The 25939-nt window shown below is 46.6% G+C and carries 30 protein-coding genes; 13 read left to right on the forward strand and 17 right to left on the reverse strand.

Going from position 1 to position 25939, the window contains the following annotated elements; all coding sequences use genetic code 11:
* Positions 1-180 precede the first annotated feature (180 nt).
* From ICN10_RS04200 to dapF, 3 genes are read left to right on the forward strand one after another with little or no spacing between them, the layout of a single operon-like run.
* Positions 181-1041: a lysophospholipid acyltransferase family protein gene (locus ICN10_RS04200; protein ID WP_216213022.1), complete on the forward strand. Its 861-nt coding sequence runs from the start codon at positions 181-183 to the stop codon at positions 1039-1041.
* 23 nt (positions 1042-1064) lie between these two features.
* Complete coding sequence (locus ICN10_RS04205) at positions 1065-1964, forward strand: lipid A biosynthesis acyltransferase (RefSeq protein ID WP_216213025.1); 900 nt, start codon at positions 1065-1067, stop codon at positions 1962-1964.
* 59 nt (positions 1965-2023) lie between these two features.
* The gene (gene dapF, locus ICN10_RS04210; RefSeq protein WP_216215156.1) at positions 2024-2878 is read left to right on the forward strand and encodes a diaminopimelate epimerase; all 855 of its coding nucleotides are present in this window, start codon (positions 2024-2026) and stop codon (positions 2876-2878) included.
* Between the two features lie 12 nt (positions 2879-2890).
* On the opposite strand, the gene pyrE is transcribed toward dapF, so the two are convergent.
* A complete protein-coding gene (pyrE, locus tag ICN10_RS04215; RefSeq protein ID WP_216213028.1) occupies positions 2891-3559 on the reverse strand; it encodes an orotate phosphoribosyltransferase in 669 nt (222 codons plus the stop codon).
* Positions 3560-3567: 8 nt separating this feature from the next.
* Here pyrE and ICN10_RS04220 point away from each other — a divergent pair, with 8 nt between their 5' ends.
* Positions 3568-4350, forward strand: coding sequence for an exodeoxyribonuclease III (locus ICN10_RS04220; RefSeq protein ID WP_216213031.1), 783 nt, complete (start codon positions 3568-3570; stop codon positions 4348-4350).
* 37 nt (positions 4351-4387) lie between these two features.
* On the opposite strand, the gene ICN10_RS04225 is transcribed toward ICN10_RS04220, so the two are convergent.
* The 13 genes from ICN10_RS04225 to gatC form a co-directional block, all read right to left on the reverse strand.
* The gene (locus tag ICN10_RS04225) at positions 4388-5707 is read right to left on the reverse strand and encodes an MFS transporter (protein WP_370626192.1); all 1320 of its coding nucleotides are present in this window, start codon (positions 5705-5707) and stop codon (positions 4388-4390) included.
* Between the two features lie 15 nt (positions 5708-5722).
* On the reverse strand, positions 5723-6316 hold the full coding sequence (metW, locus tag ICN10_RS04230) for a methionine biosynthesis protein MetW (RefSeq protein WP_216213033.1): 594 nt from the start codon (positions 6314-6316) through the stop codon (positions 5723-5725).
* Positions 6313-7452, reverse strand: a complete 1140-nt coding sequence (locus ICN10_RS04235; protein ID WP_216213036.1) for a homoserine O-acetyltransferase — start codon at positions 7450-7452, stop codon at positions 6313-6315. Before ICN10_RS04235 ends, metW begins: the two co-directional genes overlap by 4 nt.
* Positions 7449-8099: a nucleoid occlusion factor SlmA gene (slmA, locus tag ICN10_RS04240; RefSeq protein ID WP_216213039.1), complete on the reverse strand. Its 651-nt coding sequence runs from the start codon at positions 8097-8099 to the stop codon at positions 7449-7451. Before slmA ends, ICN10_RS04235 begins: the two co-directional genes overlap by 4 nt.
* 10 nt (positions 8100-8109) lie before the next feature.
* Positions 8110-9012: an acetylglutamate kinase gene (gene argB, locus ICN10_RS04245; protein WP_216185208.1), complete on the reverse strand. Its 903-nt coding sequence runs from the start codon at positions 9010-9012 to the stop codon at positions 8110-8112.
* Positions 9013-9025: 13 nt separating this feature from the next.
* On the reverse strand, positions 9026-9514 hold the full coding sequence (gene dksA, locus ICN10_RS04250) for an RNA polymerase-binding protein DksA (protein WP_216213042.1): 489 nt from the start codon (positions 9512-9514) through the stop codon (positions 9026-9028).
* A gap of 120 nt (positions 9515-9634) precedes the next feature.
* A complete protein-coding gene (locus tag ICN10_RS04255; protein ID WP_216213045.1) occupies positions 9635-10696 on the reverse strand; it encodes a GTP-binding protein in 1062 nt (353 codons plus the stop codon).
* A 69-nt stretch (positions 10697-10765) separates the two neighbouring features.
* Positions 10766-11767, reverse strand: coding sequence for a tyrosine recombinase XerC (locus tag ICN10_RS04260; RefSeq protein ID WP_216213049.1), 1002 nt, complete (start codon positions 11765-11767; stop codon positions 10766-10768).
* The gene (locus ICN10_RS10125) at positions 11748-12065 is read right to left on the reverse strand and encodes a DUF484 family protein (protein WP_255536803.1); all 318 of its coding nucleotides are present in this window, start codon (positions 12063-12065) and stop codon (positions 11748-11750) included. Before ICN10_RS10125 ends, ICN10_RS04260 begins: the two co-directional genes overlap by 20 nt.
* Positions 12066-12071: 6 nt before the next feature.
* The gene (locus ICN10_RS10130; RefSeq protein WP_255536804.1) at positions 12072-12422 is read right to left on the reverse strand and encodes a DUF484 family protein; all 351 of its coding nucleotides are present in this window, start codon (positions 12420-12422) and stop codon (positions 12072-12074) included.
* 24 nt (positions 12423-12446) lie between these two features.
* Positions 12447-13922, reverse strand: a complete 1476-nt coding sequence (gatB, locus tag ICN10_RS04270; RefSeq protein ID WP_216213051.1) for an Asp-tRNA(Asn)/Glu-tRNA(Gln) amidotransferase subunit GatB — start codon at positions 13920-13922, stop codon at positions 12447-12449.
* On the reverse strand, positions 13919-15436 hold the full coding sequence (gatA, locus tag ICN10_RS04275) for an Asp-tRNA(Asn)/Glu-tRNA(Gln) amidotransferase subunit GatA (protein WP_216213053.1): 1518 nt from the start codon (positions 15434-15436) through the stop codon (positions 13919-13921). Before gatA ends, gatB begins: the two co-directional genes overlap by 4 nt.
* Positions 15433-15726, reverse strand: coding sequence for an Asp-tRNA(Asn)/Glu-tRNA(Gln) amidotransferase subunit GatC (gene gatC, locus ICN10_RS04280; RefSeq protein WP_068319845.1), 294 nt, complete (start codon positions 15724-15726; stop codon positions 15433-15435). The genes gatA and gatC overlap by 4 nt, the downstream gene beginning before the upstream one ends.
* Before the next feature lie 61 nt (positions 15727-15787).
* Between gatC and ICN10_RS04285 the strand changes: the two genes are divergently transcribed.
* The 5 genes from ICN10_RS04285 to rodA are packed head-to-tail and all read left to right on the forward strand — an operon-like array spanning position 15788 to position 21352.
* Complete coding sequence (locus ICN10_RS04285) at positions 15788-16831, forward strand: rod shape-determining protein (RefSeq protein WP_068319852.1); 1044 nt, start codon at positions 15788-15790, stop codon at positions 16829-16831.
* A gap of 24 nt (positions 16832-16855) precedes the next feature.
* Positions 16856-17782 carry a rod shape-determining protein MreC gene (gene mreC, locus ICN10_RS04290; RefSeq protein ID WP_216213056.1) on the forward strand — a complete coding sequence of 309 codons (927 nt, stop codon included), beginning with the start codon at positions 16856-16858 and terminating at the stop codon, positions 17780-17782.
* Positions 17779-18303, forward strand: coding sequence for a rod shape-determining protein MreD (gene mreD / locus ICN10_RS04295; protein ID WP_216213059.1), 525 nt, complete (start codon positions 17779-17781; stop codon positions 18301-18303). Before mreC ends, mreD begins: the two co-directional genes overlap by 4 nt.
* Positions 18304-18311: 8 nt before the next feature.
* Positions 18312-20219: a penicillin-binding protein 2 gene (gene mrdA, locus ICN10_RS04300; RefSeq protein ID WP_216213062.1), complete on the forward strand. Its 1908-nt coding sequence runs from the start codon at positions 18312-18314 to the stop codon at positions 20217-20219.
* Complete coding sequence (gene rodA / locus ICN10_RS04305; protein ID WP_216213065.1) at positions 20201-21352, forward strand: rod shape-determining protein RodA; 1152 nt, start codon at positions 20201-20203, stop codon at positions 21350-21352. The genes mrdA and rodA overlap by 19 nt, the downstream gene beginning before the upstream one ends.
* Positions 21353-21435: 83 nt before the next feature.
* On the opposite strand, the gene ICN10_RS04310 is transcribed toward rodA, so the two are convergent.
* Together ICN10_RS04310 and ICN10_RS04315 are read right to left on the reverse strand one after the other, a co-directional pair.
* Positions 21436-21756, reverse strand: a complete 321-nt coding sequence (locus ICN10_RS04310; protein ID WP_011903860.1) for an HU family DNA-binding protein — start codon at positions 21754-21756, stop codon at positions 21436-21438.
* 77 nt (positions 21757-21833) lie between these two features.
* Complete coding sequence (locus ICN10_RS04315; RefSeq protein WP_216213068.1) at positions 21834-22199, reverse strand: hypothetical protein; 366 nt, start codon at positions 22197-22199, stop codon at positions 21834-21836.
* Between the two features lie 157 nt (positions 22200-22356).
* Between ICN10_RS04315 and ICN10_RS04320 the strand changes: the two genes are divergently transcribed.
* Complete coding sequence (locus tag ICN10_RS04320; protein WP_216215161.1) at positions 22357-23253, forward strand: aspartyl/asparaginyl beta-hydroxylase domain-containing protein; 897 nt, start codon at positions 22357-22359, stop codon at positions 23251-23253.
* Between the two features lie 14 nt (positions 23254-23267).
* On the opposite strand, the gene ICN10_RS04325 is transcribed toward ICN10_RS04320, so the two are convergent.
* The gene (locus ICN10_RS04325; protein WP_068319869.1) at positions 23268-23564 is read right to left on the reverse strand and encodes a DUF167 domain-containing protein; all 297 of its coding nucleotides are present in this window, start codon (positions 23562-23564) and stop codon (positions 23268-23270) included.
* Positions 23565-23586: 22 nt separating this feature from the next.
* On the opposite strand from ICN10_RS04325, the gene can reads away from it, so the two are divergent.
* The 3 genes from can to ICN10_RS04340 are packed head-to-tail and all read left to right on the forward strand — an operon-like array spanning position 23587 to position 25937.
* On the forward strand, positions 23587-24258 hold the full coding sequence (gene can, locus ICN10_RS04330; protein ID WP_068319872.1) for a carbonate dehydratase: 672 nt from the start codon (positions 23587-23589) through the stop codon (positions 24256-24258).
* 1 nt (position 24259) lies between these two features.
* Positions 24260-25159, forward strand: a complete 900-nt coding sequence (locus ICN10_RS04335) for a lipid A biosynthesis acyltransferase (RefSeq protein WP_216213070.1) — start codon at positions 24260-24262, stop codon at positions 25157-25159.
* Positions 25160-25184: 25 nt separating this feature from the next.
* Entirely contained in the window at positions 25185-25937 is a 753-nt protein-coding gene (locus ICN10_RS04340) for a metallophosphoesterase (RefSeq protein ID WP_216213073.1), read from the forward strand.
* Positions 25938-25939 lie beyond the last annotated feature (2 nt).

The raw sequence follows: 25939 nt of genomic DNA on the forward strand, positions 1-25939 counted from the left end.
ACGATCATTGGGACAACTCGACGTGCCAGGAACTACAACGGCGACGCTTTAGCAGAATTTATGAATCGCCCTGCAAGTTGCCTTAACTCAGCGATGACAGAATTTTATCCGAAAAGCCGCTAATTGGGCAAGGCGGGCCGAAATCCACACAGTAAGAGCGGCATTGAATATCATTAGGGGGTGCGAAAAATCCTGCTTAAGCTCTGTCTCAATACGATTGCCGTGCTTCCTCTTGCCTTAGTTCAGGCAATTGGGGCTTCTTTAGGCATGCTCGCTTATGTTGGCTCAAAGCAATACCGCTCACTCTTTCGACCTCAATATGAAGCCGTAGTCCAAGCTCGCAAATTGCCATTGCAGCTTTGGGAGGCCATCAGAGCATCTGGCATGCTTTTTTCAGACAGCCTGTGGATTTGGCGCAACCCACAAAAAGCACTGAAATTAGTTGAAGTGGAAAACTGGGATGTCGTTGAGGCGGCGATTGGCGAAGGGCATGGTCTGGTTATGCTTACACCCCATCTAGGCGGCTTTGAAATCATTCCCCGCGTCTTGGCGCAACATTTCCCCGCAACCATTCTGTATCGACCCTCGCGCCAAGAATGGCTTAATGAAGTGGTGGAAGAAGGTCGCGCCTACCCCAATATGCATTTTGTTCCAACCAACCTTAATGGCGTGCGTCAAATGACTAGAGCACTCACTAGAGGCGAGGCCATTGGCATTCTTCCAGATCAAGTGCCTAGCGGTGGTGAAGGTGTGTGGGTTCCATTCTTTGGACGCCCAGCCTACACAACGCCATTACCGGCTCGTCTCGCCAATCGAAATAACACACCAGTAGTGATGTTTACCGCCAAGCGAAAAGGTACCGGCCAAGGCTGGCTAATGCAAGCAACTCGCCTTGCGCCTTTGTCCGAAGATGCCAACACTGCCGCCGCAGAACTAAACATTGCCATTGAAAATGCAGTTCTTGTCGCACCTGAACAATTTATTTGGTCTTACAACCGCTACAAGCATCCCGCTGGTGCAGAATTGCCTCCAAGCAATTAAATTAATTCGTTATCATTTCTGGAATGACCTGGTTACAAAACCTTCTCAATTTCTTGGCGCTCAGCCTTCTGCGCCTCTTTGCTTTTTTACCCTATACGATTACTGTTCATGTGGGCTATGGCCTGGGTTGGCTTGCGGCCCATATTCCGAATGGGCGTAGCAAGGTAGTCAAAACCAATTTGCGCTTGTGCTTTCCGAATCTGAGCGAAGAAGAAATAGACAAGCTTGCAATTGAGCACTGGAAATTATTTGGTCGCAGCGTACTAGAGAGAAGTCGCATCTGGCTTGGTAGCGGCAAACAAATTACCGATATCGTCACCATTGAATCAGCGATCACCTTAGGAGATCGCAAACCACGACTTCTCATTAATCCACACTTTGTTGGCCTTGAAGGTGGCTTTATGGCACTTTCCGTATTGGCCAATCAACACGACTGGCCACGAGGTGCTGGTCTTTATCAAAACATGAAGAATCCTTTCTTCAATCAAAAAATGATTGAATGGAGAAATCGTTTTGGTGGCAAGTCGATTGAAAGACAAAGTCGCTTACGGGATCTCATTCGCGAAATTCAAACGGGTAATTTTATTTTTATTGCGCCAGATATTGATTTAGGGCCGCGGGATTCAGTCTTTGTTCCCTTCTTCGGCATCCAAACCAATACCATTACCTCTGTATCCCGCCTAGCAAGGCTCAGCGGGGCTGAAGTTTGTCTCATGACAACGACGTTAAACAAAGATCGCAAGGGCTATACCTGCCACATCAGTGCGCCCTTGCCTAACTTTCCAAGCGATGATGTGGAACAAGATACTGCGCGCCTCAACCAATATATTGAAGAGCTTGTTCGTGAAAGACCAGCGGAGTACTATTGGGTACATAAACGCTTTAAACATCGGCCGCCAGGCGAGCCGAGTCTTTACGATTAAATGGAAATATTTTGAGCACCAATACAAACAATCCAGTGCGCAAGTTACGCTTCACCAAAATGCATGGTGCTGGCAATGATTTCATTGTGCTCAATGGCATCAATCAAGACCTTAGCGGCATTACGCGTGAACAGTGGCAAGCATTGGCACACCGCCAATTTGGTATTGGCGCAGATCAAATTCTGCTGGTTGAAAAAGCGACGCGCGCAGATGCCGATTTTCGATATCGCATTTTTAATTCTGATGGCGGTGAAGTGGAGCAATGTGGCAATGGCTCTCGTTGCTTTGTACGTTTTGTATTGGATCAAGGCCTTTCCAATAAGAATCCCTTGCGCGTTGAAGTAGCGCACACCGTGCTTACCCTCAAATCTCATCCCGATGGGCAAGTAGAGGTGGATATGGGTGCGCCTATTTTTGAACATAGCCACATTCCATTTAATGCAACTGGTTTAGCTAGCGTGCAAGAGTTTCAAGAGACGCTATATGCACTTCCGCTGAACTACCCAGCTACACACGACAGCTTGGTTGGTGTTTTATCTATGGGTAATCCACATGCAGTTCAAGTGGTTGGCGATGTTGATAGCGCGCCTGTGCTTGAAGAAGGCCCTGAGATTGAAGAGTTTGCAGCGTTCCCCAAAAAAGTAAATGCAGGCTATCTACAAGTTATCAATCGCAATGAAATTAAATTGCGCGTGTTTGAGCGTGGCGCAGGTGAAACATTGGCCTGCGGCACCGGCGCATGTGCGGCAGTTGTTTCTGGCATTCGCAGAGGTTTATTAGATTCGCCTGTAAAGGTGCATACACGCGGCGGCGATCTACAAATTGCTTGGGCCGGAACTGTTGATGGCGTTACTCAATCAGTCATCATGACGGGTCCAGCAGTCACGGTATTTGAAGGTGAAACAGAAATCTAAAAGCGAGTGCTCTTAGATGCCGTACTTCTCACGATACGCTTTTACTGCAGGCAAATAATTGGTTAGCTGGGTATCGCTTGATGCAGTTAAGAATGACATCAAGCCAGTCAGGTTCGCAATCGAAATCACCGGCAAACCAAACTCTTGCTCCACTGCTTGCACAGCAGATTTATCGCCAATATCCACAGCGTTACCTGAACGCTCCATACGATCCAAAGCAATCAATACTGCAGCAGGCTCTGCGCCCGCCTTGCGAATCAGATCCACCGACTCTCTCACAGAGGTCCCAGCAGAAATCACGTCATCAATAATCACTACTCGCCCCTTAACAGGAGCCCCCACCAAGACTCCGCCTTCGCCATGATCTTTTGCTTCTTTGCGGTTATAGGCGTAAGGAACGTTGATGCCGTCATCAGCCAAAGCGATTGCTGTAGCAGCTGCTAGCGTGATTCCTTTATAGGCTGGGCCATAAAGCATGTCGAATTGCAGCCTCGACTCTTGTAATGCTTTGGAATAGTAGCGGCCTAGAGCACTCAGACGAGCGCCGTCGTTGAATTCGCCAGCATTAAAGAAATAAGGCGAGAGTCTGCCGGCTTTGGTTTTAAACTCCCCAAAGGACAAAACCTTTGCCTCTAAGGCAAAACGTATAAAGTTATCTTGATTTGAATTATTTGAGCTCATAGGCCTACATGTTACGCATCATTTCCGCGAACCTCAACGGTATCCGTTCCGCAGTCAAAAAAGGCTTTCTGCCATGGGCCGTAAAGCAAAAGGCCGACTTCATTTGCATGCAGGAGCTCAAAGCCCAGCGCGATGATTTGGAAGACGCCATTCTCAATCCCGATGGTATGCATGCCTATTTCCATCATGCCGAGAAGAAAGGCTATAGCGGTTGCGGAATTTATACCCCTCATAAGCCTGATGAGGTCTTGTACGGGTACGGCAATGAAGAGTTCGATGCTGAGGGGCGTTATGTAGAAGCGCGCTTTAAAGGGCTTTCTGTTATTTCGGTTTACATGCCCTCTGGCTCCAGCTCGCCTGAGCGACAAGAGGCTAAATACCGCTATCTTGATAGCTTTTTGCCACATCTCGTAGCCCTCAAAAAATCAGGTCGAGAGATTGTGCTTTGTGGAGACGTCAACATTGCCCATCAAGAAATCGACCTGAAGAACTGGAAAGGTAATCTCAAAAATTCTGGGTTTTTACCTGAAGAGCGCGCATGGCTAACCAATCTATTTAGTAAAGTAGGTTACGTCGACGTCTTTCGTCAGCTCGAGCCTGAGGCGACTGAGGCTTGTTACACCTGGTGGAGTAATCGCGGACAGGCTTATGCAAAAAACGTGGGGTGGCGCATTGACTATCACATCAGCACACCAGGTATTGCGCAAAGCGCTAAGAAAACCGCCGTATATAAAGATGAAAAATTTTCAGACCACGCACCACTCACTGTGGATTACGACTGGAAGATTTAAGCGGTAGTAAATTGCAGCAAAAAAACGGCGGGGGAGATTACTCCCCTTCTTTTTTGATCTGCACGATCTTGAAATGAATCGTGGCCCAAATTAAGAGCAGCACCGGAGCCCCAATAATGGCGGTACCAAAGAAGAATGTCTGGTAACCAAAATTATCAACAAACACCCCTGAGAAACCCGCCAACCATTTAGGTAGCAGCAACATCATCGAGCTAAACAAAGCGTATTGAGTAGCGGAATAGCGGATGTTCGTCAGCGAAGATAAAAAAGCTATAAAGGCTGCACTCGCAATACCTGAGCTAAGGTTGTCTGCAGAAATTACCCAAATCAAGCCATGCAAGTCATGGCCTTGTGTTGCCAACCAGGCAAACAATAAGTTGCTGACTGCAGAGAGTACAGCGCCTACAAATAAGATTCTCAAAACACCAAAGCGCAAGGTGAGTACGCCGCCAAGAAATGCGCCCACTAAAGTCATAACCACTCCAAATACTTTGCTGACGGCGGCAACTTCATCTTTGGTGTAGCCCATATCCACATAGAATGGATTGGCCATAATGCCCATCACAACATCACTAATGCGATATACGGCAATCAAAGACAAAATCAATACTGCATGCCAACGATAGCGGGTGATGAATTCTGCAAAAGGCTCAACAAGCGTTTGATATAGCCATGCTTTGGCGGTACGCACTTTTGCCAACTCATACTTGACTGGCTCTTTGCTTAGCAAGGTTGTAATCACACCAACGCCAATGGAAGCAGCCATACAGAGATAAGCAAATTGCCATGCACTCGCATCGTATCCACTACCCGTTTCAGCACGAGCAGCAAGCCAAAGAACACCAGCACCAGCCCAAATCAAGGCCAGTCGATATCCGGTTTGATAGGTTGCAGCTAAAGCTGCCTGATGATCACTATTGGCAGATTCAATCCGAAATGCATCTAAAGCAATGTCTTGAGTAGCAGAACCAAAGGCCACCAACAAGGCGCACCAGACAATCGAATTGAGTGCGAGCTTCGGATCTAAAGTCGACATGCCAACCAGACCCAAAATGATGAGTGCCTGCGCAAAAAGCAACCAACTGCGGCGGCGCCCAAACAATCTCGTTAGCAAGGGAATTTGCAAACGATCTACGAGAGGTGCCCACATCCACTTAAAGGCATAGATCAAGCCGACCCAGGTTAAGTAGCCAATAGTGCTGCGATCAATGCCGGCTTCACGCAACCAAAAACTAAGGGTTCCCAAAATGAGGAGCAAAGGTAGGCCTGCGGAGAAGCCCAGAAATAGCATGCGCAGGCAAGGCCATTCGAGATAAACCCGAAAATCTTTTATCCAAGATTGGACTGCAGTTAACACCTTTGTATTTTTATCCTAGGCGCGACGAATGCGGAATAAGGCAAGACTGCCAAAAAGGTTCGGCATCAAAGTGACTTGGCGACCTTCATGCAAGATACATTGATCGAGAATCTTGAGCCCAAGATTGGAGGCTAGCTTCTCAAAGTCAGTAACAGTGAGTACGCGCACGTTTGGCGTGTTGTACCACTGATAAGGCAGGCTCTTTGAGACCGGCATACGGCCCAAACCCACAGCAAGGCGGTGCGACCAATGACCAAAGTTAGGAAACGAAATTACCGATTCTTTTCCTACACGCACAACTTCACGCAAAATCTTTTCAGTTTGATGAATGGTTTGCAAAGTTTGTGACAGAACAACCGTATCAAAACTATTGTCTTCAAAAAGTGCCAGGCCACCTTCTAAGTCCTGCTGGATGACATTCAAGCCTTTTTGCACACATGACAGCACACGTGAATCATCAATCTCAACACCATAGGAATGAACTGGCTTTTGCTTCTGTAGAAACTCTAAGAAACTACCATCGCCACAACCAAGGTCTAGCACTTGAGCGTTCGGCGCTATCCAATTGGAAATAGCGGCAAAGTCGGCGCGTTTATTGAGATTACTCATGATTGGGTCTCGCGCATTTGCTTGAAGTAGGCTCGTACCAAATTGTGATATCGAGCATCATCTAATAAGAAAGCATCATGCCCATGAGGCGCATCAATCTCCGCATAAGTCACTTCGCTCTTATTGCTCAGCAAAGATTCCACAATTTCGCGACTACGATTCGGTGGGAAGCGCCAGTCTGTTGAAAAGCTCACCACCAAAAACTTGGCTTGCACTTCAGCTAGGGCGCGATTAAGACTGCCATCGTAACGACGTGCAGGATCAAAATAATCGAGCGCACGGGTAATTAGCAAGTAAGTGTTGGCATCAAAATAGGTTGAGAACTTATCACCTTGATGGCGGAGATAACTTTCAACTTCAAATTCAACATCAAAACTAAAGCGGTAGTCATTGGATTCGCCATTAGGGCGCTGTAATTCGCGCCCAAATTTTTCGGCCATATCATCATCAGACAAATAGGTAATGTGCCCAACCATGCGGGCTAAACGTAAGCCGCGCTTAGGCACTACACCATGCTCGTAATAGTTACCGCCATGAAAGTCGGGGTCAGACAAAATGGCATTGCGCGCCACTTCATTAAATGCAATGTTCTGTGCACTCAGTTTTGGAGTGGATGCGACTACAACGCAATGCTCTATTCGCTTGGGGAACTGAATAGCCCAAGCCATTGCCTGCATACCGCCCAAGCTACCGCCCATCACAGCAGCGAACTTACGAATACCCAACTTATCAGCCAAGCGCGCCTGCGTGTTCACCCAGTCCTCAACAGTGATCACTGGAAACTCAGCGCCATAGGGCTTGCCAGTTGCAGGATTAATGCTCATAGGCCCAGTTGAACCAAAGCATGAACCTAAATTATTTACACCGATGACGAAGAAGTGATTGGTATCAACAGGTTTGCCTGGGCCAATCATGTTGTCCCACCAACCGATATCTGTTGGGTCTTCTGGGCTTGGACCAGCTACATGATGGGAAGCATTGAGTGCATGACAAACTAGAACAGCATTACTTTTATCTGCATTGAGCTTGCCGTAGGTTTCAATGACTAAATCGTAGCCAGACAACACAGCGCCACTCTGCAAAGGCAGGGGCTCGGCAAAATGAATAGTATTTCTAGAGAGGTTTAGCTCGCTCATTCTGACAGGAGAAGGCGCAAACTAACATCGGACGCTTCTGTGGGCAACTTCTTAAATCCGCTACGGGCAAAGCGATGCCAACGGCCCAAAACAAAACTCATCAACATAGCAGCGCGAATGCTGACTTCTTCTTGACCAAGCTGCGCCCAATTGCCGCCTTGAGTTTGGGCAATGCGCAAAGCCTGCTTAAGAGATGCTTCAACGCGATCTAGGACCTGAGTGATACGCTCTTGCAGACGATCGTCTTCCTGTAACAAAGCATCGCCCAATAAAACGCGAGTCATACCAGGATTCTTTTCTGCAAAGAACAAAAGCATTTGCAAAATACCGCGTGCTTGAGCAAGGCCAGACTCTTCTTTTTGGTTGATCTGATTAATCAAACCAAAGACCGTTTGCTCAATAAACGAAATGAGGCCCTCGAACATCTGGGCTTTACTTGCGAAATGGCGATACAAGGCCGCTTCTGAAACTTGAATTTTGGCTGCTAAGGCAGCAGTAGTAACGCGCTCACCCTTCGGGTTTTGCAACATTTCTGCGAGGACCTGCAGGATCTGCAGGCGGCGCTCACCCGGCTTGGGGCGCTTGCGCGACTTACCAGCATCAGCACTGCTGTCGTTAATATCTGCCGGCTCTAAAGATTCGCGCATGCTTATTTACTTACCTAGAACGGATCATCGTACCGAACGCTTGCTCGGTCAGAATTTCTAACAATAAAGAATGTTCAATACGACCATCAATAATGTGCACTGAATTAACACCGCTCTTTGCTGCGTCTAATGCAGAAGAAATCTTGGGCAACATGCCGCCAGAAATCGTGCCGTCAGCAAACAAGCCATCGATTTCACGGGCAGTGAGGTCAGTTAAGAGAGTGCCGTTCTTATCCATCACGCCTGGAATGTTCGTCATCATGACCAACTTCTCTGCGTGCAAAATTTCAGCCATCTTGCCAGCAACTAAGTCTGCATTGATGTTGTAGGCCTGACCTTCTTCGCTAAATCCAATCGGAGAAATCACCGGGATAAAAGCATCGTCTTGTAAGGCTTTTACAACTGCAGGATTAATAGCCTCAATTTCACCAACAAATCCCAAATCAATTGTTCCGCCAGCGTTCTTTTCATCGGCAACCAACATTTTTTTGGCGCGGATGAGTCCGCCGTCTTTACCAGTCAAGCCTACAGCTTGGCCACCAAAGTGGTTAATCAACATCACAATATCTTGCTGCACTTCACCACCCAAAACCCACTCCACCACTTCCATGGTTTCTTCATCGGTCACGCGCATACCTTGAATAAAGGTACCGGTCTTTCCAATTTTCTTGAGGGCTTCATCAATTTGTGGTCCGCCGCCATGAACCACTACAGGATTCATGCCAACGAGTTTGAGCAAAATAACATCGCGCGCAAAACTCTCTTTGAGGCGCTCTTCAACCATAGCGTTTCCGCCGTACTTGATCACAATTGTCTTGCCGTGATACGAACGGATGTAAGGCAAAGCCTCAGCCAGAATCTCCGCCTTCAACAAAGGAGAGATATCGCTAATAGTTGGTAAATGCTTAGTCATTGCTACTTAAAATTTATTCGCCAAATAATTTTTGACGGAGTTCACGACGCTCTTGAGCCTCAAGAGATAAATTGGCTGTAGGCCTTGCGATTAAACGGTTCAAGCCGATTGGCTCACCAGTTTCTTCACACCAACCATAGTCGCCAGATTCAATACGCGCTAATGCTTGCTCTACTTTTTTGAGGAGCTTACGTTCGCGATCACGAGTGCGCAATTCCAATGCATGCTCTTCTTCAATCGTAGCGCGATCGGCAGGATCTGGAACCAAAATATTTTCGCGCAGGTGTTCTGTTGTCTCGGAGGCATTCTTCAGAATGTCATCTTTGAGAGTAAGTAATTTTTGACGGAAAAAATCTAACTGGGCAGCACTCATGTAGTCCTTCTCGGACATCTTGAGCAATTCAGCTTCCGTTAAAGGCGCGCCTTTTGGAGCTTTTGTGCTCGCAGCTTTACTGCTTGCTTTTGCAGCAGTTGCTGGTTTTGTTGCTGTTTTTACCGTCATCTCATTCTTCCCTGGTTTGAAGCATTATTGCCTCATTCTGCCAAACTTTTATTACCGTCGAATCATTATTTCTCAATATTCATAATATTGACCGTGGCGGCGGATTGTACCCGAATCTTCCTAGGCCAAACATCCCTCAAGCCCAGCCAGTAGGGTGTCTTTAGGCAGGTCGATGCCAATAAACACCATGCGGGTTTGCTTAGGCTCTGTACCCCAAGGACCGGCTAAATCGCTGCCCATCATCTGATGAACCCCCTGGAACACCACTTTTCGGGCACTTCCCTTCACGTAGAGGACACCTTTATAGCGCAGCATCTTCTCTCCAAAGACCTCCAAGATGCCGCCAAGGAAGTCTTCCAACTTTTTGTGATCAAAGGGTTTATCACTACGAAAAACAAAGGATTGAATGCGGTCTGTATGGCCCGCATGACCATGATGGTGGTCATGGCTATGATCATGGCCGCAGGTGCTGTGATCATGATCGTGACTATGGTCATGGCCGCAATGCTCATGATCGTGGTCATCCTGCTCCAGGAAGTGAGGATCAATATCTAGCTTGGCATTCAAATTAAAGCCCTTGAGATCCAAAACAGCATTCAACGGCACCACACCCTTAGAAATGCCAGAAATAGGCGCTCTTGGGTTCATATGCATCAGACGATTGCGTAAAGCATCTACTTCTGCAGGAGTAACTAAATCCGTCTTGGTAATAAAGATTTGATCGGCAAAGCCAACCTGGCGCTGCGCCTCTTCATGCTCATTGAGTTGCTGCTGACCGTGCTTAGCATCCACTAGGGTAACCACAGCATCTAAGACATAGTGATCAGCAACATCGTCATCCATAAAGAAAGTCTGGGCTACAGGACCGGGATTAGCAACGCCCGTGGTTTCAATCACAACGCGATCAAAACTAATCTTCTTGTCCTTACGCTGTTCCCAAAGCTCATTTAGTGCGTCAACGAGGTCACCACGAATGGTGCAGCAAATGCAACCATTACTCATTTGCACAATATTCTCTTGGTTGTCTTGCACCAAGATATCGTTATCAATATTTTCTTCGCCGAACTCATTCTCGATCACAGCAATTTTTTTGCCATGCTCTTCAATGAGAATATGTTTGAGCAAAGTTGTTTTGCCGCTTCCTAAGAAGCCAGTTAAAATGGTTACTGGAATTAATGCCATGGATGATCCAATCAAAATCTAGAGGCCAAAGTTTCCCAAAGCGGGAAACCTTCTATCTTACCGAGTTCCTCAACCTTTGCCAGCCTTTGCGCGTGGATGCGCTTTATCGTATGCCTGAGCAAGGTGTTGAAAATCTAGCGAGGTGTAAATCTGGGTGCTGGCGATGCTGGCATGCCCCAACATCTCCTGAACAGCCCGTAAATCTTGGGATGATTGCAGCACATGACTTGCAAAACTATGTCGCATCATATGGGGATGCACATGCGTTGGTAAGCCTGCACGCATAGCCAAAGTTCGTAAGCGCGCCTGCACAGTGCGTGGCGATAAACGCTTGCCTGTGGCAGATAAAAATAGTGCGATTGACTCTTCTGAGTAATCCCCAGCATCGCGTAACTCTCGCCATGTCGCAAGAGATTTCATGGCGGGCACACCAACCGGAACAGAGCGTCGTTTGCCGCCCTTGCCCAAAACCGTTACCTCCGCAGCGTCCCAATCTAACCAGCCCGCAGATTCATGTTGACGATCTTTACTTTGCATCACATCAATACCGAGGAGCTCTGAAAGACGCAAGCCGGAGGAATAGAGCAAATCAATAATTGCCGCATCCCGAATCGATTCCAAATCCTTTTTCTCTTCCGCCTCTTTGACCGCTTGATTTACCAAGGCAAGCGCCTGCTCAACAGATAAGGCTTTAGGTAAAGACTTTAGGCGCTTTGGTGCCTTGACATCATCGACGGGATTAGCAACGAGCGTGCTTGTTACCTTGCCTGCGCGTACATCACGTCGCGCATCCTTTTCGCTGAGCCAGTCGTACCAACCACGCCATGCAGATAGGGCTCTCGCAATACTTCTTGAAGATTTACCTTTGGAATGCAAACGGCCAGCCCAACGACGCACATGGCCATTGCTTACCTTCAATAATTCAATATTGTCTTCAAGAGCAAAGTTTTGGAGGTCACTCAAATCCATGCCATACGCTTTGAGCGTATGTGGCGAGAGTTGGCGCAACACATGCAACTCATGCAAATACTCTTGCATGAGGGGATGAAGGTCAGTCGCCTTTAATTTCATAAGCTTGGATGCGATCCAAAGCTGCAGCAGTTAATTCAGCAATCTGACGTAAATAGAACGCGCCCATATCAGCCGTAAAGCGTGACTCGTCTTTACTTGCCAGCAATAACACTGCAGGGGATTGACTGGCGCCAATGCTTTTACCAAGCGGCAAGCCGATAGCGACCATGCTTTGCCACTCAGGATCGATAGTCGTTTGGCTGGCGAGTAAGTCAACGCTGGCTGCTGCTAGTTCTTTTGCCGAGCCACACAAGGGCGTATCAACCCAAGGACCAAAAGCAGAATTTGGTGAAAGCAATTGCGCCTATTCCACTTCAAATACTTCTGCCAAACCAGAAGTAATCGCAGCCTCTACATCGGCTTTATTGTTTGCTTTCATTAAACGCAACAACCAAGCAACTAAGCTTTGCTGAGTTTTATCGTTACGACTACCAAAGTGCAACATCTCACTTAAGCGTCGATTGAGCTCTTGATTCTGTGTACGCAACACCGTCATCTGGCGCTCTTGCAAAGAAATCGCACGGTCTTCATGAGGATGCTTAATTCGGATCTCATTAAAGAGATCGGCGTAGCGCTCAAAAAAGCCCGGGGTTACTCGCAACCACTCAGCAACCAACTCTTCTTGCTCGGCTTGTTTTGGATCTATTGCGCTCATCAATTGCTTTCTAAATATGTTCTTTTATGAACCCAGCTTCTTACGCAAGAGTTCGTTTACCTGGCCAGGATTGGCCTTGCCTTGCGAGGCCTTCATGATCTGGCCCACTAATGCATTAAACGCCTTCTCTTTGCCTGAGCGGAACTCTTCCACGGACTTCTGATTAGCTGCCAATACTTGATCAATGATGGCTTCAATTGCGCCACTGTCGCTAATTTGCTTTAAGCCCTTGGCATCAATCACTTGATCCACAGTGCTAATGGCTTTGCCTGCAATAGCCTCTTCCCACAGAATCGCAAAGATGTCTTTAGCAATTTTGTTGGAGATGGTGCCATCCGCTACGCGAGTCAGCAATGGCGCCAAATGCTCTGCCTTTAATGGCGCTTCTGCTGCTGCAATACCAGCACGATTTAATGACGATGCAAGTTCGCCAGCAATTAAATTAGCTGCCGCTTTTGCCAATGGCTTACCAACGATTGCCAATAGATCTTCAAATACTTTTGCAGTATCGCGATCTTGCGTGAGCAACTGCGCATCGTAGGCACTTAAACCAAATTCGCTTTGCCACTGATCACGCAACTGCGCAGGAAGTGCAGGCATCTTGCTACGCACATCTGCAATCCATGCATCATCAATGACTACTGGCAATAAATCAGGATCTGGGAAATAGCGATAGTCGTTCGCATCTTCTTTACTACGCATGCTGCGTGTTTCGCCGCGATCAGGATCGTACAAACGGGTTTCTTGAACAACGGTACCGCCATCTTCAATTAACTCAATTTGACGACGCACTTCGTATTGAATTGCCTCTTCCAAGAAGCGAAAGGAGTTCAGATTCTTAATTTCGCAACGGGTACCAAACTCAGCTTGCCCCATAGGACGAACAGATACGTTCGCATCGCAACGGAACGAACCTTCTTGCATATTGCCGTCACAAACGCCAAGCCAAACCACCAGTCCATGTAGGGCTTTGGCATAGGCAACCGCTTCAGCAGCGCTGCGCATCACAGGTTCGGTCACGATTTCCAATAAAGGCGTCCCTGCACGGTTTAAATCAATGCCGCTAGAAGCTTCGCCATGGGGGCCAGTAAAGCCCTCTTCATGGACTGATTTACCCGCGTCCTCTTCCATGTGGGCGCGGGTGAGCTCAACTACCTTCACCTCATCACCAACCAGAATTTCAACTTTTCCACCAACTACCACTGGAATTTCCATCTGGCTAATTTGATAGCCCTTTGGTAAGTCGGGATAGAAATAGTTTTTACGAGCAAAAATGCTTGCCGGTGAAATCTTTGCATTCACTGCCAAACCAAAACGAATCGCATGCTCTACGGCTTGACGATTGAGGACAGGCAAGACACCGGGCAATGCAAGATCAACTGCACATGCTTGTGTATTTGGCTGCGCACCAAAGCGCGTGCTCGCACCACTAAAAATCTTCGACTGTGTTTGTAATTGTGCGTGGGTCTCTAGACCAATAACGACTTCCCATTGCATCATGCCACCTCACTTGCTTGACGCAAATGCCAATCACTGGCTTGCTGATATTGATGAGCCACTTGCAATAAGCGCGCTTCTGAAAAATAGTTGCCAATGAGCTGCATACCAATAGGCAAGTTATTGGCATTAAATCCACATGGGACACTCATTGCGGGCAGGCCCGCTAAGTTCGTTGAGAGCGTATAAATATCTTCTAAGTACATTTGCACAGGGTCTTTTGACTTTTCACCTAAGCGCCAGGCTACATCAGGGGCTACGGGACCCAAGATGACATCACATTGATTAAAAGCCGCTTGGAAATCGGCCGCAATAATGCGACGAATTTTTTGTGCCTGCAGATAGTAGGCATCGTAGTAACCATGACAAAGAACGTAGGTTCCAATCATGATGCGGCGCTTTACTTCCGAACCAAAACCTTCAGTACGAGACTTGGCATACATGTCACCAAGGTCACGATATTCATTTGCACGATAACCATAACGTACGCCATCGAAGCGACTCAAATTACTCGATGCTTCTGCTGGTGCCAAAACGTAATACACAGGAATTGATAATTTGGTTTTAGGCAAACTAACTTCAACTAATGTCGCGCCTAAGCTTTCCAAAAGCTTGGAGGCTTCATTAACGGATTTAGCAACATCGCTTGCCAAACCTTCGGCAAAAAATTCTTTTGGCAAACCAACACGCAAACCTTCTAGTGGTTTTGCTGAATTGTTGTTTCCCTCTTTCCAATTTTGATTGAGGTAACGGCCGTAATCTTCTCCAGAGTCTGCTAAAGAAGTGGAGTCACGCGGATCATGCGAAGACATTGCTGAAAGCAGCAAAGCGCAATCTTCTGCGGTCTTGCCCATCGGGCCCGCTTGATCGAGTGAAGATGCGTAGGCGATCATGCCGTAACGAGATACGCGCCCATAACTTGGCTTAATTCCGGTTAGGCCACAGAAGGCGGCTGGCTGACGAATGGAGCCGCCAGTATCGGTGCCGGTAGCAATCGGCGCCAAGCCAGCAGCAACCGCTGCAGCAGAGCCGCCAGATGAGCCGCCGGCTACGTGTGCGGCATTCCAAGGATTTAAAACCGGTCCAAAGGCAGAGTTTTCGTTGGAGGAGCCCATCGCGAACTCATCCATATTGGTCTTGCCCAAGCAAACCATGCCAGCGCCATGGGGATTGTTTTCGTCTGGGATTCCCAGATTAGCAACTACCGTGGCATCAAAGGGACTCTGATATCCAGCCAAGATTTTGGATGCTGCGGTCGACTTCCAGCCACGCGTTACGAAGACATCTTTGTGGGCAACAGGGATGCCGGTTAACTTGCCAGCTTTGCCAGATGAAATTAGCTGATCTGCTTTATTTGCTTGCTCTAAGCTTAAGTGAGCATTCACATCAAGGTAAGCATTCCACTGTTTTCCAGCCTCAATACGGTCCAAAAAGTACTGGGTTAGCTCAGTGCTGGAGACCTCTTTTGCAGCCAGTGCTTTTGCCATTAAGGCAATCGGGGTGTTGTGCCAACTCATTCGATCACCTTTGGCACCAAGAAGTAGCCATCCTGCTGTGCAGGGGCTGATTGCATGTTTTCAGCGCGGTGGTCTGACTCAGTAACCTGGTCAGCACGCATAGGCTGAGCCAAATCACGTAAAAAGAGGATTGGATGAGCCAAAGGCTCAAGACCAGTTGTGTCAACTGCTTGCATTTCCTCAACCAAGGAAAAAATAGCCTGCAATTGAGGCAAAACTGCCTCGGCTTCTGCCTGATTTAACTCAAGCCTAGAAAGGTGCGCAATGCGCTGGACATCATCAAGTTTCATGGGGCGCTAGAGTATCATTCCTATATATTTTCATTAACACTTTCTATTTTCCCACTACATCATGTTTGGTTTTTTCCGCAGCTACTTTTCCAATGACCTAGCCATCGACCTAGGAACCGCCAACACCTTAATTTATATGCGTGAGCGGGGTATTGTCCTCGATGAACCTTCTGTTGTGGCAATTCGCCAAGAAGGTGGTCCAAACGGCAAAAAGACCATTTTGGCCGTCGGCAAAGAGGCAAAAGCGATGTTGGGACGTGTTCCGGGGAATATTGAGGCAATTCGCCCAATGAAAGACGGCGTTATCGCTGACTTCACAATTACTGAACAAATGCTCAAGCAATTTATCAAGCTTGTGCACGAGAGCAAATTATTAAAGCCAAGCCCACGCATCATCATTTGCGTTCCTTGTGGATCTACTCAAGTTGAACGTCGTGCGATTCGTGAATCCGCATTGGGCGCTGGTGCATCACAAGTATTTTTAATTGAAGAACCAATGGCTGCAGCAATTGGTTCTGGCTTGCCAGTTTCTGAAGCAGCTGGCTCGATGGTTGTCGACATCGGCGGCGGTACAACTGAAGTTGGTGTGATGTCATTAGGCGGTATGGTTTACAAAGGCTCCGTTCGTGTTGGTGGCGACAAATTTGATGAAGCCATTACAAATTACATCCGTCGTAACTACGGCATGTTGATCGGTGAACAAACTGCTGAGTTGATTAAGAAAACAATTGGTTCTGCTTTCCCTGGCGCTGAAGTGCGCGAGATGGAAGTAAAGGGTCGCAATCTTTCCGAAGGCATTCCACGTAGCTTCACGGTTACCAGTAATGAAATTTTGGAAGCATTAACTGATCCATTGAATCAAATCGTGACTGCGGTAAAAGCTGCTCTAGAGCAGATTCCACCTGAGTTGGCGTCCGATATTGCTGAGCGCGGCATGATGCTCACAGGCGGCGGCGCTTTATTGCGTGACCTTGATCGTCTCTTGCTTGAAGAGACTGGCTTGCCAATTCATGTTGCAGAAGATCCTTTAACTTGCGTGGCTCGTGGTTGCGGTATCGCACTTGAGCGCATGGATAAGTTAGGCGGAGTGTTCTCGCACGAGTAAGCGACATACACGTCGATCAGGGAATTGCAACATAGCGCTCCACCACTTTTCAGACAGGGCATTCCGGCCTTACTTAAACTGATTGTCTGTCTGTCGATCAGCATCGCTTTGATGCTGATCGATTTTCGTTTCAAAGCACTCGATCCCATCCGCAACAACGTCAATTGGATTTTGCGTCCACTTGAATATGTGATGATGATGCCGCGCAATGCGCTCGAAGCAACATCAGAATATTTCACAACAAGATCAACTCTTGATCAAGAAAACCAAGTCATGAAAGTTCGCCAAGCAGAACTTTCTCTACTGGCAAATCAATCTGAATTCTTGATGGTGGAAAACCAAAACCTGCGCGAGCTAATGGCTTTGCAAAAACAGGTTCCATTCAAAACATTGCCGGTCGAAATTCTATTTAATCCTCCTAATCCGATTTCTCAGCGCATTGTGATCAATCGCGGCAGTAATGATGGTCTGAAGCTTGGCAACCCCATCGCCAATGATTCTGGCATTTTGGGCCAGGTAGTCCGCCTCTATGAACGCTCTGCAGAGGTTTCCTTGCTGGAAGACCGCGATTTTGCGGTTCCAGTACAGGTGGCACGGAATGGCCTTCGTGCAGCGGTCTTTGGCGCTGGGCGCGGCAATCCCCTAGAACTTCGATATTTACCTGTAGCCAGTGATTTAGAAGTCGGCGATATTTTGCTGACCTCAGGGATTGACGGTGTTTATCCCCCGGGTTTTGCAGTGGCTGTCATTAGCAAAATTGAGCGCAATGTTGACAAGAATTCATCCAACGTTTTTTGTGTACCAGTTGCAGCAGTCAATCGCTATCGTCAAGCACTCGCGCTTTTATATGATCCGCAATTTGATGCTAAAGCACCAACAAATAATAAGTCAGCCACTGGTGTAACCAATACACCGGGACGTCGACAAACTCGTGCGCGGGGAATGCAATGATTGATTTCCAAAGCGGCTACATTCTGCGCCCGGTAAATCCGGTCTTTATTTACTTCAGCTTATTTTGTGCGCTGCTATTAAATCTGCTGCCGATTGGTAATTATGGTTGGGTGCCAGATTGGTTAATTCTGTGCATCGTGTTTTGGAATATTCATCAGCATCGCTATGTGAGCGTGATCACCGCCTTCATTCTGGGCTTGATGATGGATGTTCACAACTCCGATCTACTTGGCTTGCATGCCTTTAGTTACTCGCTTGTTGCTTACGTTGCCATCTCCTGGCACAGGCGCATCGTGGCTCTCACCGTGCTTTCACAAGCACTGCATCTACTCCCGATTTTCTTATTGGTATCACTCTTTCCCGTGCTGGCACATTGGTTGCTAAGCGGCGAACTTTATTGGTGGGCTCTCACAGGTGCTATTCAAGCGCTGATAGAGGCAATGCTCTGGCCAATAGCGACGCGCATCCTACTTGCGCCACAGCGTCGTCCTATAGATGTTGATCACAATCGACCTCTCTAAGAAACAAGATGGTTTCTTTTAAAAAGCCTGACCTAGACTCATTTCAAGAGCGCATTCATATTGCGACTCTGTTTGTCACCGTTTGTTTTTTTCTGCTCGTCACTCGTCTTGTATGGCTACAACTAGTCAGCCATGGAAAATATGCTCTATTGGCAGAAAGCAATCGTATTGCTCTCGTTCCTGCTCCTGCAAACCGAGGCCTACTAATTGACCGCAATGGCATTGTGATCGGCAGGAATTATTCCGCCCTCACCCTGGATGTGAATGCTGAAGAGGTAAAAGGCAACGTAGACCAACTGATTAGCGATCTTTCCGAAATTATTGATATTTCACCCAGAGATAAGCGTAATTTCAAGCGATCCCTCGAAGATTCACGGAATATGGGCACTTTTCCCCTGCGTTCTATGCTCAACGAGACTGAAACTGCCCGTTTTATGGCAAATCGCTACCGTTTTCCTGGGGTAGAAATCCGGGCTAGGAGCTTCCGGGAGTACCCATACAACGAATTAGCCTCCCATTTAATTGGCTATATTGGCCGCGTTTCGCAGAAAGATAAGGAGCGCATGCAGGCCGAAATCGAGGGCGCCAAGGCTGATGATCCAGACGCTTTACAGGCATCTTTCTTGCCGGGTATTCAGTACGTTGGAAAGATTGGTTTAGAGCAAAGCTATGAAACTGTTTTGCGTGGAGTGCCTGGATACGACCAAGTAGAAATTACTGCCGGCGGAAAACCCGTGCGCACACTTTCTAGCTCACCTTCAGTTCCCGGAAAGAATGTGGTTCTTTCGGTTGATATCAAACTGCAATATTTGGTTGAGCAGCTTTATGGAAATTTCCGTGGCGCGTTTGTCGCGATTGAACCCGAGACTGGAGATGTCTTGGCATTTGTTTCTAAGCCCAACTTCAATCCAAATGACTTTGTTGAGGGCATTGATTCAGTAACGTGGAAAGAGCTAAACGACTCGCCTCAAAAGCCGCTCTATAACCGTCCGCTGAAAGGCATCTACCCACCAGGTTCAACTTATAAACCTTTCATGGCACTAGCGGCACTAGAAAATAAAAAGCGCACGCCATCCCAATCCATCTCCGATCCTGGTTACTTTGACTTTGGTAATCACACTTTCCGTGATGACAAAAAAGGTGGCCATGGCATTGTGGATATGCAAAAGTCGATTGTTGAATCTTGCGACACCTATTACTACTTGCTTGCCCGCGATATGGGCGTCAACATGATGCATGACTTTATGAAGCCACTTGGCTTTGGCCAAATTACTGGTATTGATTTGCAAGGTGAAGCAAGAGGCGTTCTACCATCTACTGAGTGGAAGAAAAATACTTTCAAAAAACCAGAGCAGCAAAAATGGTACGAAGGTGAAACCATTTCTCTCGGCATCGGACAGGGCTATAACGCGTTTACTATTTTGCAGTTAGCTCATGCCATGGCGAACGTGGCTAATAACGGCATTGTGATGAAGCCACACTTAGTGAAAGCAATTGAAGATCCATTCACGAGAAACAGAGTGCTCACAACGCCCAAAGAAAGTTATCGCATCGATCTCAATGCAGAAAATATTGAAGTCATTAAGAAAGCGATGCTTGAGGTAAACATTTCAGGCACCTCTGCCGCTGCATTTAAAGGCACCGGATATCAAGTTGGTGGAAAAACAGGAACTGCACAAGTCTTTAGTTTGAATTCCAAAGAATATAAACATAGTGCTACTGCAGAATTCTTACGTGACCATGCTCTATACATAGCATTTGCTCCCGTAGACAAGCCAACTATCGTAATTGCGATGGTTGTGGAGAATGCCGGCTTCGGTGCACAGCATGCAGCGCCGATTGCACGCAAGGCGTTGGACTTTTACATTGAGGGCAAGTGGCCTAAGGAGATTCCTGAATGGAAAAGAGCCCCTTAACTAAAGTTCAAGGATTTTTCTTTAGCATCTTTGCTGGATTAGACCGCCAGCTAGGCCTTATTCTGCTTGGCTTAGCGGCTATTGGCTTTTTTACTTTTTTATCAGCAAGTCAAAATACTCCCGTACAAATTGCAGAAGAGTTGCGCAATCTTGCGCTCTCCTTTGTGGTGATGTGGATCGTTTCACGCATACCGCCAAAATGGTTAGAGATGGGTGCAGTTTGGATTTATGGGTTTGGTGTTGCTCTTTTAATTGCAGTAGCTGCATTTGGATTAATCAAAAAAGGTGCGCGTCGCTGGCTCAATATTGGAGTTGTGATTCAACCATCTGAAATTATGAAAATTGCAATGCCACTCATGCTTGCTTGGTATTTTCAAAGGCGCGAGGGCATTCAAAAAAACTGGGACTATGCAGTTGCCGCCATTATTTTAGCGATCCCTGTTTTTTTAATTGCACGTCAGCCCGATCTAGGAACCGCTCTCTTGGTTTTTGCTGCGGGACTTTACGTCATTATTTTGGCGGGCCTGCCCTGGAAATGGATTTTGCCTTTTGTTGCTCTAGGCGTTATTGGCATTCTGCTAATTATTATTTTCGGCAGCACCATCTGCGCACATGATGTAGTTTGGCCGCTTGTACATAATTATCAAAAGCATCGTGTTTGCACTTTGCTAGATCCAACTAGCGATCCATTAGGCAAAGGCTTTCACACCATTCAATCCATGATTGCGATTGGCTCAGGTGGATTCTTTGGTAAGGGTTGGTTTCAGGGAACTCAGGCACATTTGGAATTCATTCCAGAAAAACATACCGACTTTGTGTTTGCCGTTTTCTCCGAAGAGTTTGGCCTATTAGGCAACCTAGTATTGCTTGCACTTTTCTTCGCTCTGATTAAAAGAGGACTCGCCATCTCTGCAAGTGCACCCAATTTATTTACAAGACTTCTGGGCGCTGCTGTAACTTTGATCTTCTTTACCTATGCGTTTGTGAATATCGGCATGGTGAGCGGTCTATTGCCAGTTGTTGGGGTACCGTTACCATTTATTAGCTACGGTGGTACTGCGCTCGTTACCTTAGGATTTGGTGCGGGCATATTGATGAGCATTCATCGCCATCGCCGCTTAGTGCAAAGCTAAATACAAATTGTTTTAAAAGTCCGCAATTCTTGAGGAAATAAAAAAGCCCGGCATGCCGGGCTTTTTTATCAACAAAGAAAGAATTACTTCTTACGCTTGTTAACAGAATCTTTAAATGCTTTACCAGCAGAAAACTTAACAGTTTTTGCAGCAGCGATTTTGAGTGGCTCGCCAGTTTTTGGGTTGCGACCCATACGTGCAGCACGCTTGCCAGAAGCAAAAGTACCAAAGCCGATCAGTTGTACTGAGTCACCTTTAGTAACAGCTTTGATGATTGTGTCGATTGCAGAATTCAATGCGAATTCAGCTTTGGCTTTAGAAATCTCCGCGTCGTCAGCAATCGCTGCGATTAGTTCGGCTTTGTTCAAGTGAAGCTCCTTATAGATATTGATGTCAGCGCACATTACGCTTACATGATTTTAACCACAAAAAATTACAAAAATAAAGTTGCGTTACAGCAATTTTTTAATACGACTACAAACTACTCATCCAAAACTACGATATCAGAAACAAAATACTCCGTATCGCCAAAACAGGTTGTCGGCAAACCGATGTGTTGCTCATACTTTAGGGCAACCTTTTTTCCTAAATTAGCATTTATTTTTTGCGCCACAGCATCTTCACGCACCGTAAAGAGGAATTTTTCTGACATAGTGCCTGGCATAGAAACCATAGCCAACTCACCTTCCCAGGTTTTGCATACATAGCCGCGATTAGAGAATTTCTGCACATATCCAGCGCGCTCACCGCTTCCGTAGCTCCAAGTGAGCATCCCCCATGTATAGGCCGAAATACCCACTAACCCAATTAAAACAAGGCTTAAGAGCCACTTTATAAAGCTATTCATCAGAATTTCCTTGGTAAATCACCACATAAACCCTAAGCGGGTACTTATATCTTCTATAGGAAGTATATGAGCATCTAGATGCGAGAAATAGTCTATTTGAGGCCAGCATCCAAATTAAAATATCCATTACTACCTTAAATAGACAAAACATATGGAAATCCGCCACGTCATCTTTTTTATTTTTGTAGCGTCAGCTATTTATGTCTATTTCAGGGGAAAGGTGCGTTTTGGCGTAGTAAGGTCTCTTACGGACTACCAGGTGCTTCTAGCGCCGGTAAATACCCTGCTGTATCTCTTTTCAAAAGTGAAGGCCAGCGCCTTTATTCCAGTTAGCCAATTTCCTGAGATGAAGCCCATTCAAGAAAACTGGGAAACCATTCGCCAGGAAGCGCTTTCTCTGCAGGAAGGTGGGTCAATTGCAGCGGCTACCGGTTATAACGACATTGGGTTTAATTCATTCTTTCGCACCGGCTGGAAGCGTTTTCACCTTTGCTGGTACGGAAAAGAGGTGCCGTCGGCCCAAGCTAAATGCCCGAAAACAGTCGCCCTACTGAAATCAATCCCCTCCGTCAAAGCGGCCATGTTCGCGTCGCTACCACCTGGAGCAACTTTGGTGCGGCACCGAGACCCCTATGCAGGCTCCTTGCGCTATCACATTGGCTTATCTACACCGAACAACCCCAAGTGCTTTATTGATGTTGATGGCGAACGCTATTACTGGAAAGATGGTGAAGCGGTGATGTTTGATGAAACCTACATTCACTTTGCCGCCAATGAAACCGATCAGCAGAGGATCATTTTGTTTTGCGATGTTGAGCGACCTGTTTACACCAAAGTTGTTGAATTATTCAATCGCTGGTTTGGGCGATACGTAATGAGTGCAGCCTCCTCTCAAAACGTAGAAGGTGAAAAAGTTGGGTTTGTTAATGTTCTATTTACCTATTTTTACCAACTTCGCGCGCAAGCCAAAAAGCTAAAAGCAAAACATCGCACTGTTTATTACGTAGGCAAGTGGGTGCTCATTCTGGGAATTTTGTGGGCTATTTTTTGGTAGGCTGAAACATGGTCTTAGGGACTCAACAGCTGAGCAATTTGCTCTGGACTAATGGGCCCCCAAATTTCCACTCTTTTCTTGCGGCTATTTTGACCAGAAACAAATTGAATTTGCTTCTGAGGCACTCTTAATTGCTTAGAAAGCCAGGCCAATAGAAGTTCATTTGCCTTGTTTTCAAGGGCAGGCGCCTGTAGAGAAATTTTTAAACAGCCATCATGCAGACCAACTACCTTGGTTTGTTTTGCGCCTGGCTGGCAGTGCAAATTTAGGATGATTCCAGTGGGGGTTTGTTTTAACCAAATAGGTGTCATCAAAGTACTTTAAACTGAAACCATGACGATGAAGAATTCCCAAGCTTTAGAGCAACTATTTTCAAACAATCGCGCCTGGGCCGAAAGTATGGTGGCTAAGGATGCCAACTTCTTTAAGCGCCTGGTTTCTCAACAAGCTCCGGAGTATCTTTGGATTGGCTGCTCTGATAGTCGAGTGCCGGCAAATGACATTGTCAATTTATTGCCCGGTGAATTATTTGTTCATCGAAATGTTGCAAACGTAGTTGTCCATACTGATTTGAATTGTTTATCGGTTATTCAATTTGCCATCGACTTACTTAAGGTAAAGCACATACTGGTGGTAGGTCATTACGGCTGCTCTGGTGTACATGCAGCATTAACTGATAAGCGCGTTGGTCTTGCCGATAACTGGTTACGGCACGTTAAAGATGTGCATCAAAAACATGAGCGCTATCTGGGTGACATGATCCCAACTCCAAAACGTCAAGATCGATTATGCGAGCTCAACGTCATTGAGCAAGTAGTGAACGTTTGCGAAACTACTATCGTGCAAGATGCATGGGCGCGTGGACAAGATCTAACGGTTCATGGTTGGGCTTATCGACTTGAGACTGGCCTTGTTAATGATTTAGGTATGTCAAGCAGCTCTATCGAAGAAATGACTGAGCGTTATGCAAAGTCAGTAAAGCGTTACGAACTAGCGCAAAATTAATTTGCTCAAATCTTTTTCTAACCATGTAGTCGTTGCACTACTCAAGCTTCTTGCGCTGCTACCTTATAGATTATTAGTTGCCATTGGTTATGGGCTTGGCTTTATAGCCGCTCGCATTCCCGGCGATAGAAATCGGGTTGTAAAAACCAATCTGCGACTATGCTTTCCGAAACTAAGCTCAGCTGAAATTGATAGCTTAAGCAAACAACATTGGCGCTTACTCGGCCGTAGTCTTATAGAAAAAAGCATTATTTGGTGCGGTAGCTCAAAACAATTGAGCAATATGATCGAAGTGAAATCGGCCGTAGATCTTTCCAGCAAAAAACCTCGCATCTTAGTGAATATGCACTTCACCGGAATTGAAGGTAGCATTATTTTGAGTGCGCTTAGCAAAGAAAAGCACTGGCCACGTACTTCCGGATTTTTTCAGAGAATGAAGAATCCATTTTTTAATAAAAAAATTGTGGAATGGCGCAATCGTTTTGGCGGCAACTCTATTGATCGGCAGGGAAATGTTAAAGCCATCATTCGAGAAATTCGTAACGGTGACTTCATCATCATTGCGCCGGATATTGATTTAGGTCTCAAAGATTCTGAGTTCGTACCATTTTTTGGCATTCAAACTAATACGATCACCACGATTTCTCGCTTAGCCAAAATTACTGGCGCCGACGTGTGTCTAATGACAACCACCTTGAAAGCAGATGAATCTGGATATCTATGTGAAATTGGAAAACCATTAGAGAATTTTCCCGGGGAAGATCCAAAATCAGATACTGCCCGCCTTAACCAATACTTTGAAGATGAAATTCGACTGCGCCCAGCGGAATACTATTGGGTTCACAAGCGCTTCAAAAACCGCCCCGACAACAGTCCAAGCCCCTATAACCCTTCTATCTAGAGGCCTTTTGTCCTATCATTAAGGGATGACTGAACGTATTGGGCTATTTGCCGACCTCCACAGTAATTTAGAGGCTTTTGATGCTTGTATGGCTCGCGCCGAAGGGCTTGGGGTAACCCGGATGGTTTTCTTGGGCGACCTAGTGGGCTATAACGCAGACCCTGTCGCGCTCGTTGATCGCATTGCCGATCTCGTAGACAACAAAAAAGCGATTGCCATTCTCGGCAATCATGATGAAGCTGTATTTAAGGACAGCCGCAGTCAAATGAACTCCAGCGCAAATGCTGCTATTGAATGGACTAAGTCTCAGCTTAATTCTGGCCATGTAGAGTTTCTTAAAAATCTTCCGCTCATGGTTCAAGAAGATCAGATTTGTTTTGTCCACGCCTCCGCACATAATCCTGCTGACTGGAATTACATTACCGATAGCATGAGCGCTTGGCGCTGCGTACAAAACTCTGGGAAAAATTACACCTTTGTTGGTCATGCGCACGAACAAGCTTTGTTTTATCAAAGCGCCGTTGGCAAACTCATACGTTTTGCGCCGCATCCTGGCGATGAAATTCCAGTGCTGCACCATCGTCAGTGGGTTGGGGTTGTGGGCTCACTCGGTCAACCCAGAGATGGCAATCCAGAGGCATGCTTTGCAGTTTTTGAACCCGAATCTGAAATGCTCACCTTTCATCGCACCCCCTACGATCACTTTACTGCTGCCGACAAAGTGCGTCGCGCTGGACTGCCAGAAGATTTGGCTAATCGCCTCATTACAGGCAAGTAAAT

The organism is Polynucleobacter sp. 86C-FISCH, from assembly GCF_018882415.1.
Lineage (GTDB): Bacteria > Pseudomonadota > Gammaproteobacteria > Burkholderiales > Burkholderiaceae > Polynucleobacter.

Bases quoted from the DNA above. Each gene is read 5' to 3' on its own strand.
- ICN10_RS04205 (WP_216213025.1), top strand. From the start codon at position 1,065: ATGACCTGGTTACAAAACCTTCTCAATTTCTTGGCGCTCAGCCTTCTG.
- dapF (WP_216215156.1), top strand. From the start codon at position 2,024: ATGCATGGTGCTGGCAATGATTTCATTGTGCTCAATGGCATCAATCAA.
- pyrE (WP_216213028.1), bottom strand. From the start codon at position 3,559: ATGAGCTCAAATAATTCAAATCAAGATAACTTTATACGTTTTGCCTTA.
- ICN10_RS04220 (WP_216213031.1), top strand. From the start codon at position 3,568: ATGTTACGCATCATTTCCGCGAACCTCAACGGTATCCGTTCCGCAGTC.
- metW (WP_216213033.1), bottom strand. From the start codon at position 6,316: ATGAGTAATCTCAATAAACGCGCCGACTTTGCCGCTATTTCCAATTGG.
- ICN10_RS04235 (WP_216213036.1), bottom strand. From the start codon at position 7,452: ATGAGCGAGCTAAACCTCTCTAGAAATACTATTCATTTTGCCGAGCCC.
- slmA (WP_216213039.1), bottom strand. From the start codon at position 8,099: ATGCGCGAATCTTTAGAGCCGGCAGATATTAACGACAGCAGTGCTGAT.
- argB (WP_216185208.1), bottom strand. From the start codon at position 9,012: ATGACTAAGCATTTACCAACTATTAGCGATATCTCTCCTTTGTTGAAG.
- dksA (WP_216213042.1), bottom strand. From the start codon at position 9,514: ATGACGGTAAAAACAGCAACAAAACCAGCAACTGCTGCAAAAGCAAGC.
- ICN10_RS04255 (WP_216213045.1), bottom strand. From the start codon at position 10,696: ATGGCATTAATTCCAGTAACCATTTTAACTGGCTTCTTAGGAAGCGGC.
- ICN10_RS04260 (WP_216213049.1), bottom strand. From the start codon at position 11,767: ATGAAATTAAAGGCGACTGACCTTCATCCCCTCATGCAAGAGTATTTG.
- ICN10_RS10130 (WP_255536804.1), bottom strand. From the start codon at position 12,422: ATGAGCGCAATAGATCCAAAACAAGCCGAGCAAGAAGAGTTGGTTGCT.
- gatB (WP_216213051.1), bottom strand. From the start codon at position 13,922: ATGATGCAATGGGAAGTCGTTATTGGTCTAGAGACCCACGCACAATTA.
- gatA (WP_216213053.1), bottom strand. From the start codon at position 15,436: ATGAGTTGGCACAACACCCCGATTGCCTTAATGGCAAAAGCACTGGCT.
- gatC (WP_068319845.1), bottom strand. From the start codon at position 15,726: ATGAAACTTGATGATGTCCAGCGCATTGCGCACCTTTCTAGGCTTGAG.
- ICN10_RS04285 (WP_068319852.1), top strand. From the start codon at position 15,788: ATGTTTGGTTTTTTCCGCAGCTACTTTTCCAATGACCTAGCCATCGAC.
- mreD (WP_216213059.1), top strand. From the start codon at position 17,779: ATGATTGATTTCCAAAGCGGCTACATTCTGCGCCCGGTAAATCCGGTC.
- mrdA (WP_216213062.1), top strand. From the start codon at position 18,312: ATGGTTTCTTTTAAAAAGCCTGACCTAGACTCATTTCAAGAGCGCATT.
- rodA (WP_216213065.1), top strand. From the start codon at position 20,201: ATGGAAAAGAGCCCCTTAACTAAAGTTCAAGGATTTTTCTTTAGCATC.
- ICN10_RS04310 (WP_011903860.1), bottom strand. From the start codon at position 21,756: ATGTGCGCTGACATCAATATCTATAAGGAGCTTCACTTGAACAAAGCC.
- ICN10_RS04315 (WP_216213068.1), bottom strand. From the start codon at position 22,199: ATGAATAGCTTTATAAAGTGGCTCTTAAGCCTTGTTTTAATTGGGTTA.
- ICN10_RS04325 (WP_068319869.1), bottom strand. From the start codon at position 23,564: ATGACACCTATTTGGTTAAAACAAACCCCCACTGGAATCATCCTAAAT.
- can (WP_068319872.1), top strand. From the start codon at position 23,587: ATGACGATGAAGAATTCCCAAGCTTTAGAGCAACTATTTTCAAACAAT.
- ICN10_RS04340 (WP_216213073.1), top strand. From the start codon at position 25,185: ATGACTGAACGTATTGGGCTATTTGCCGACCTCCACAGTAATTTAGAG.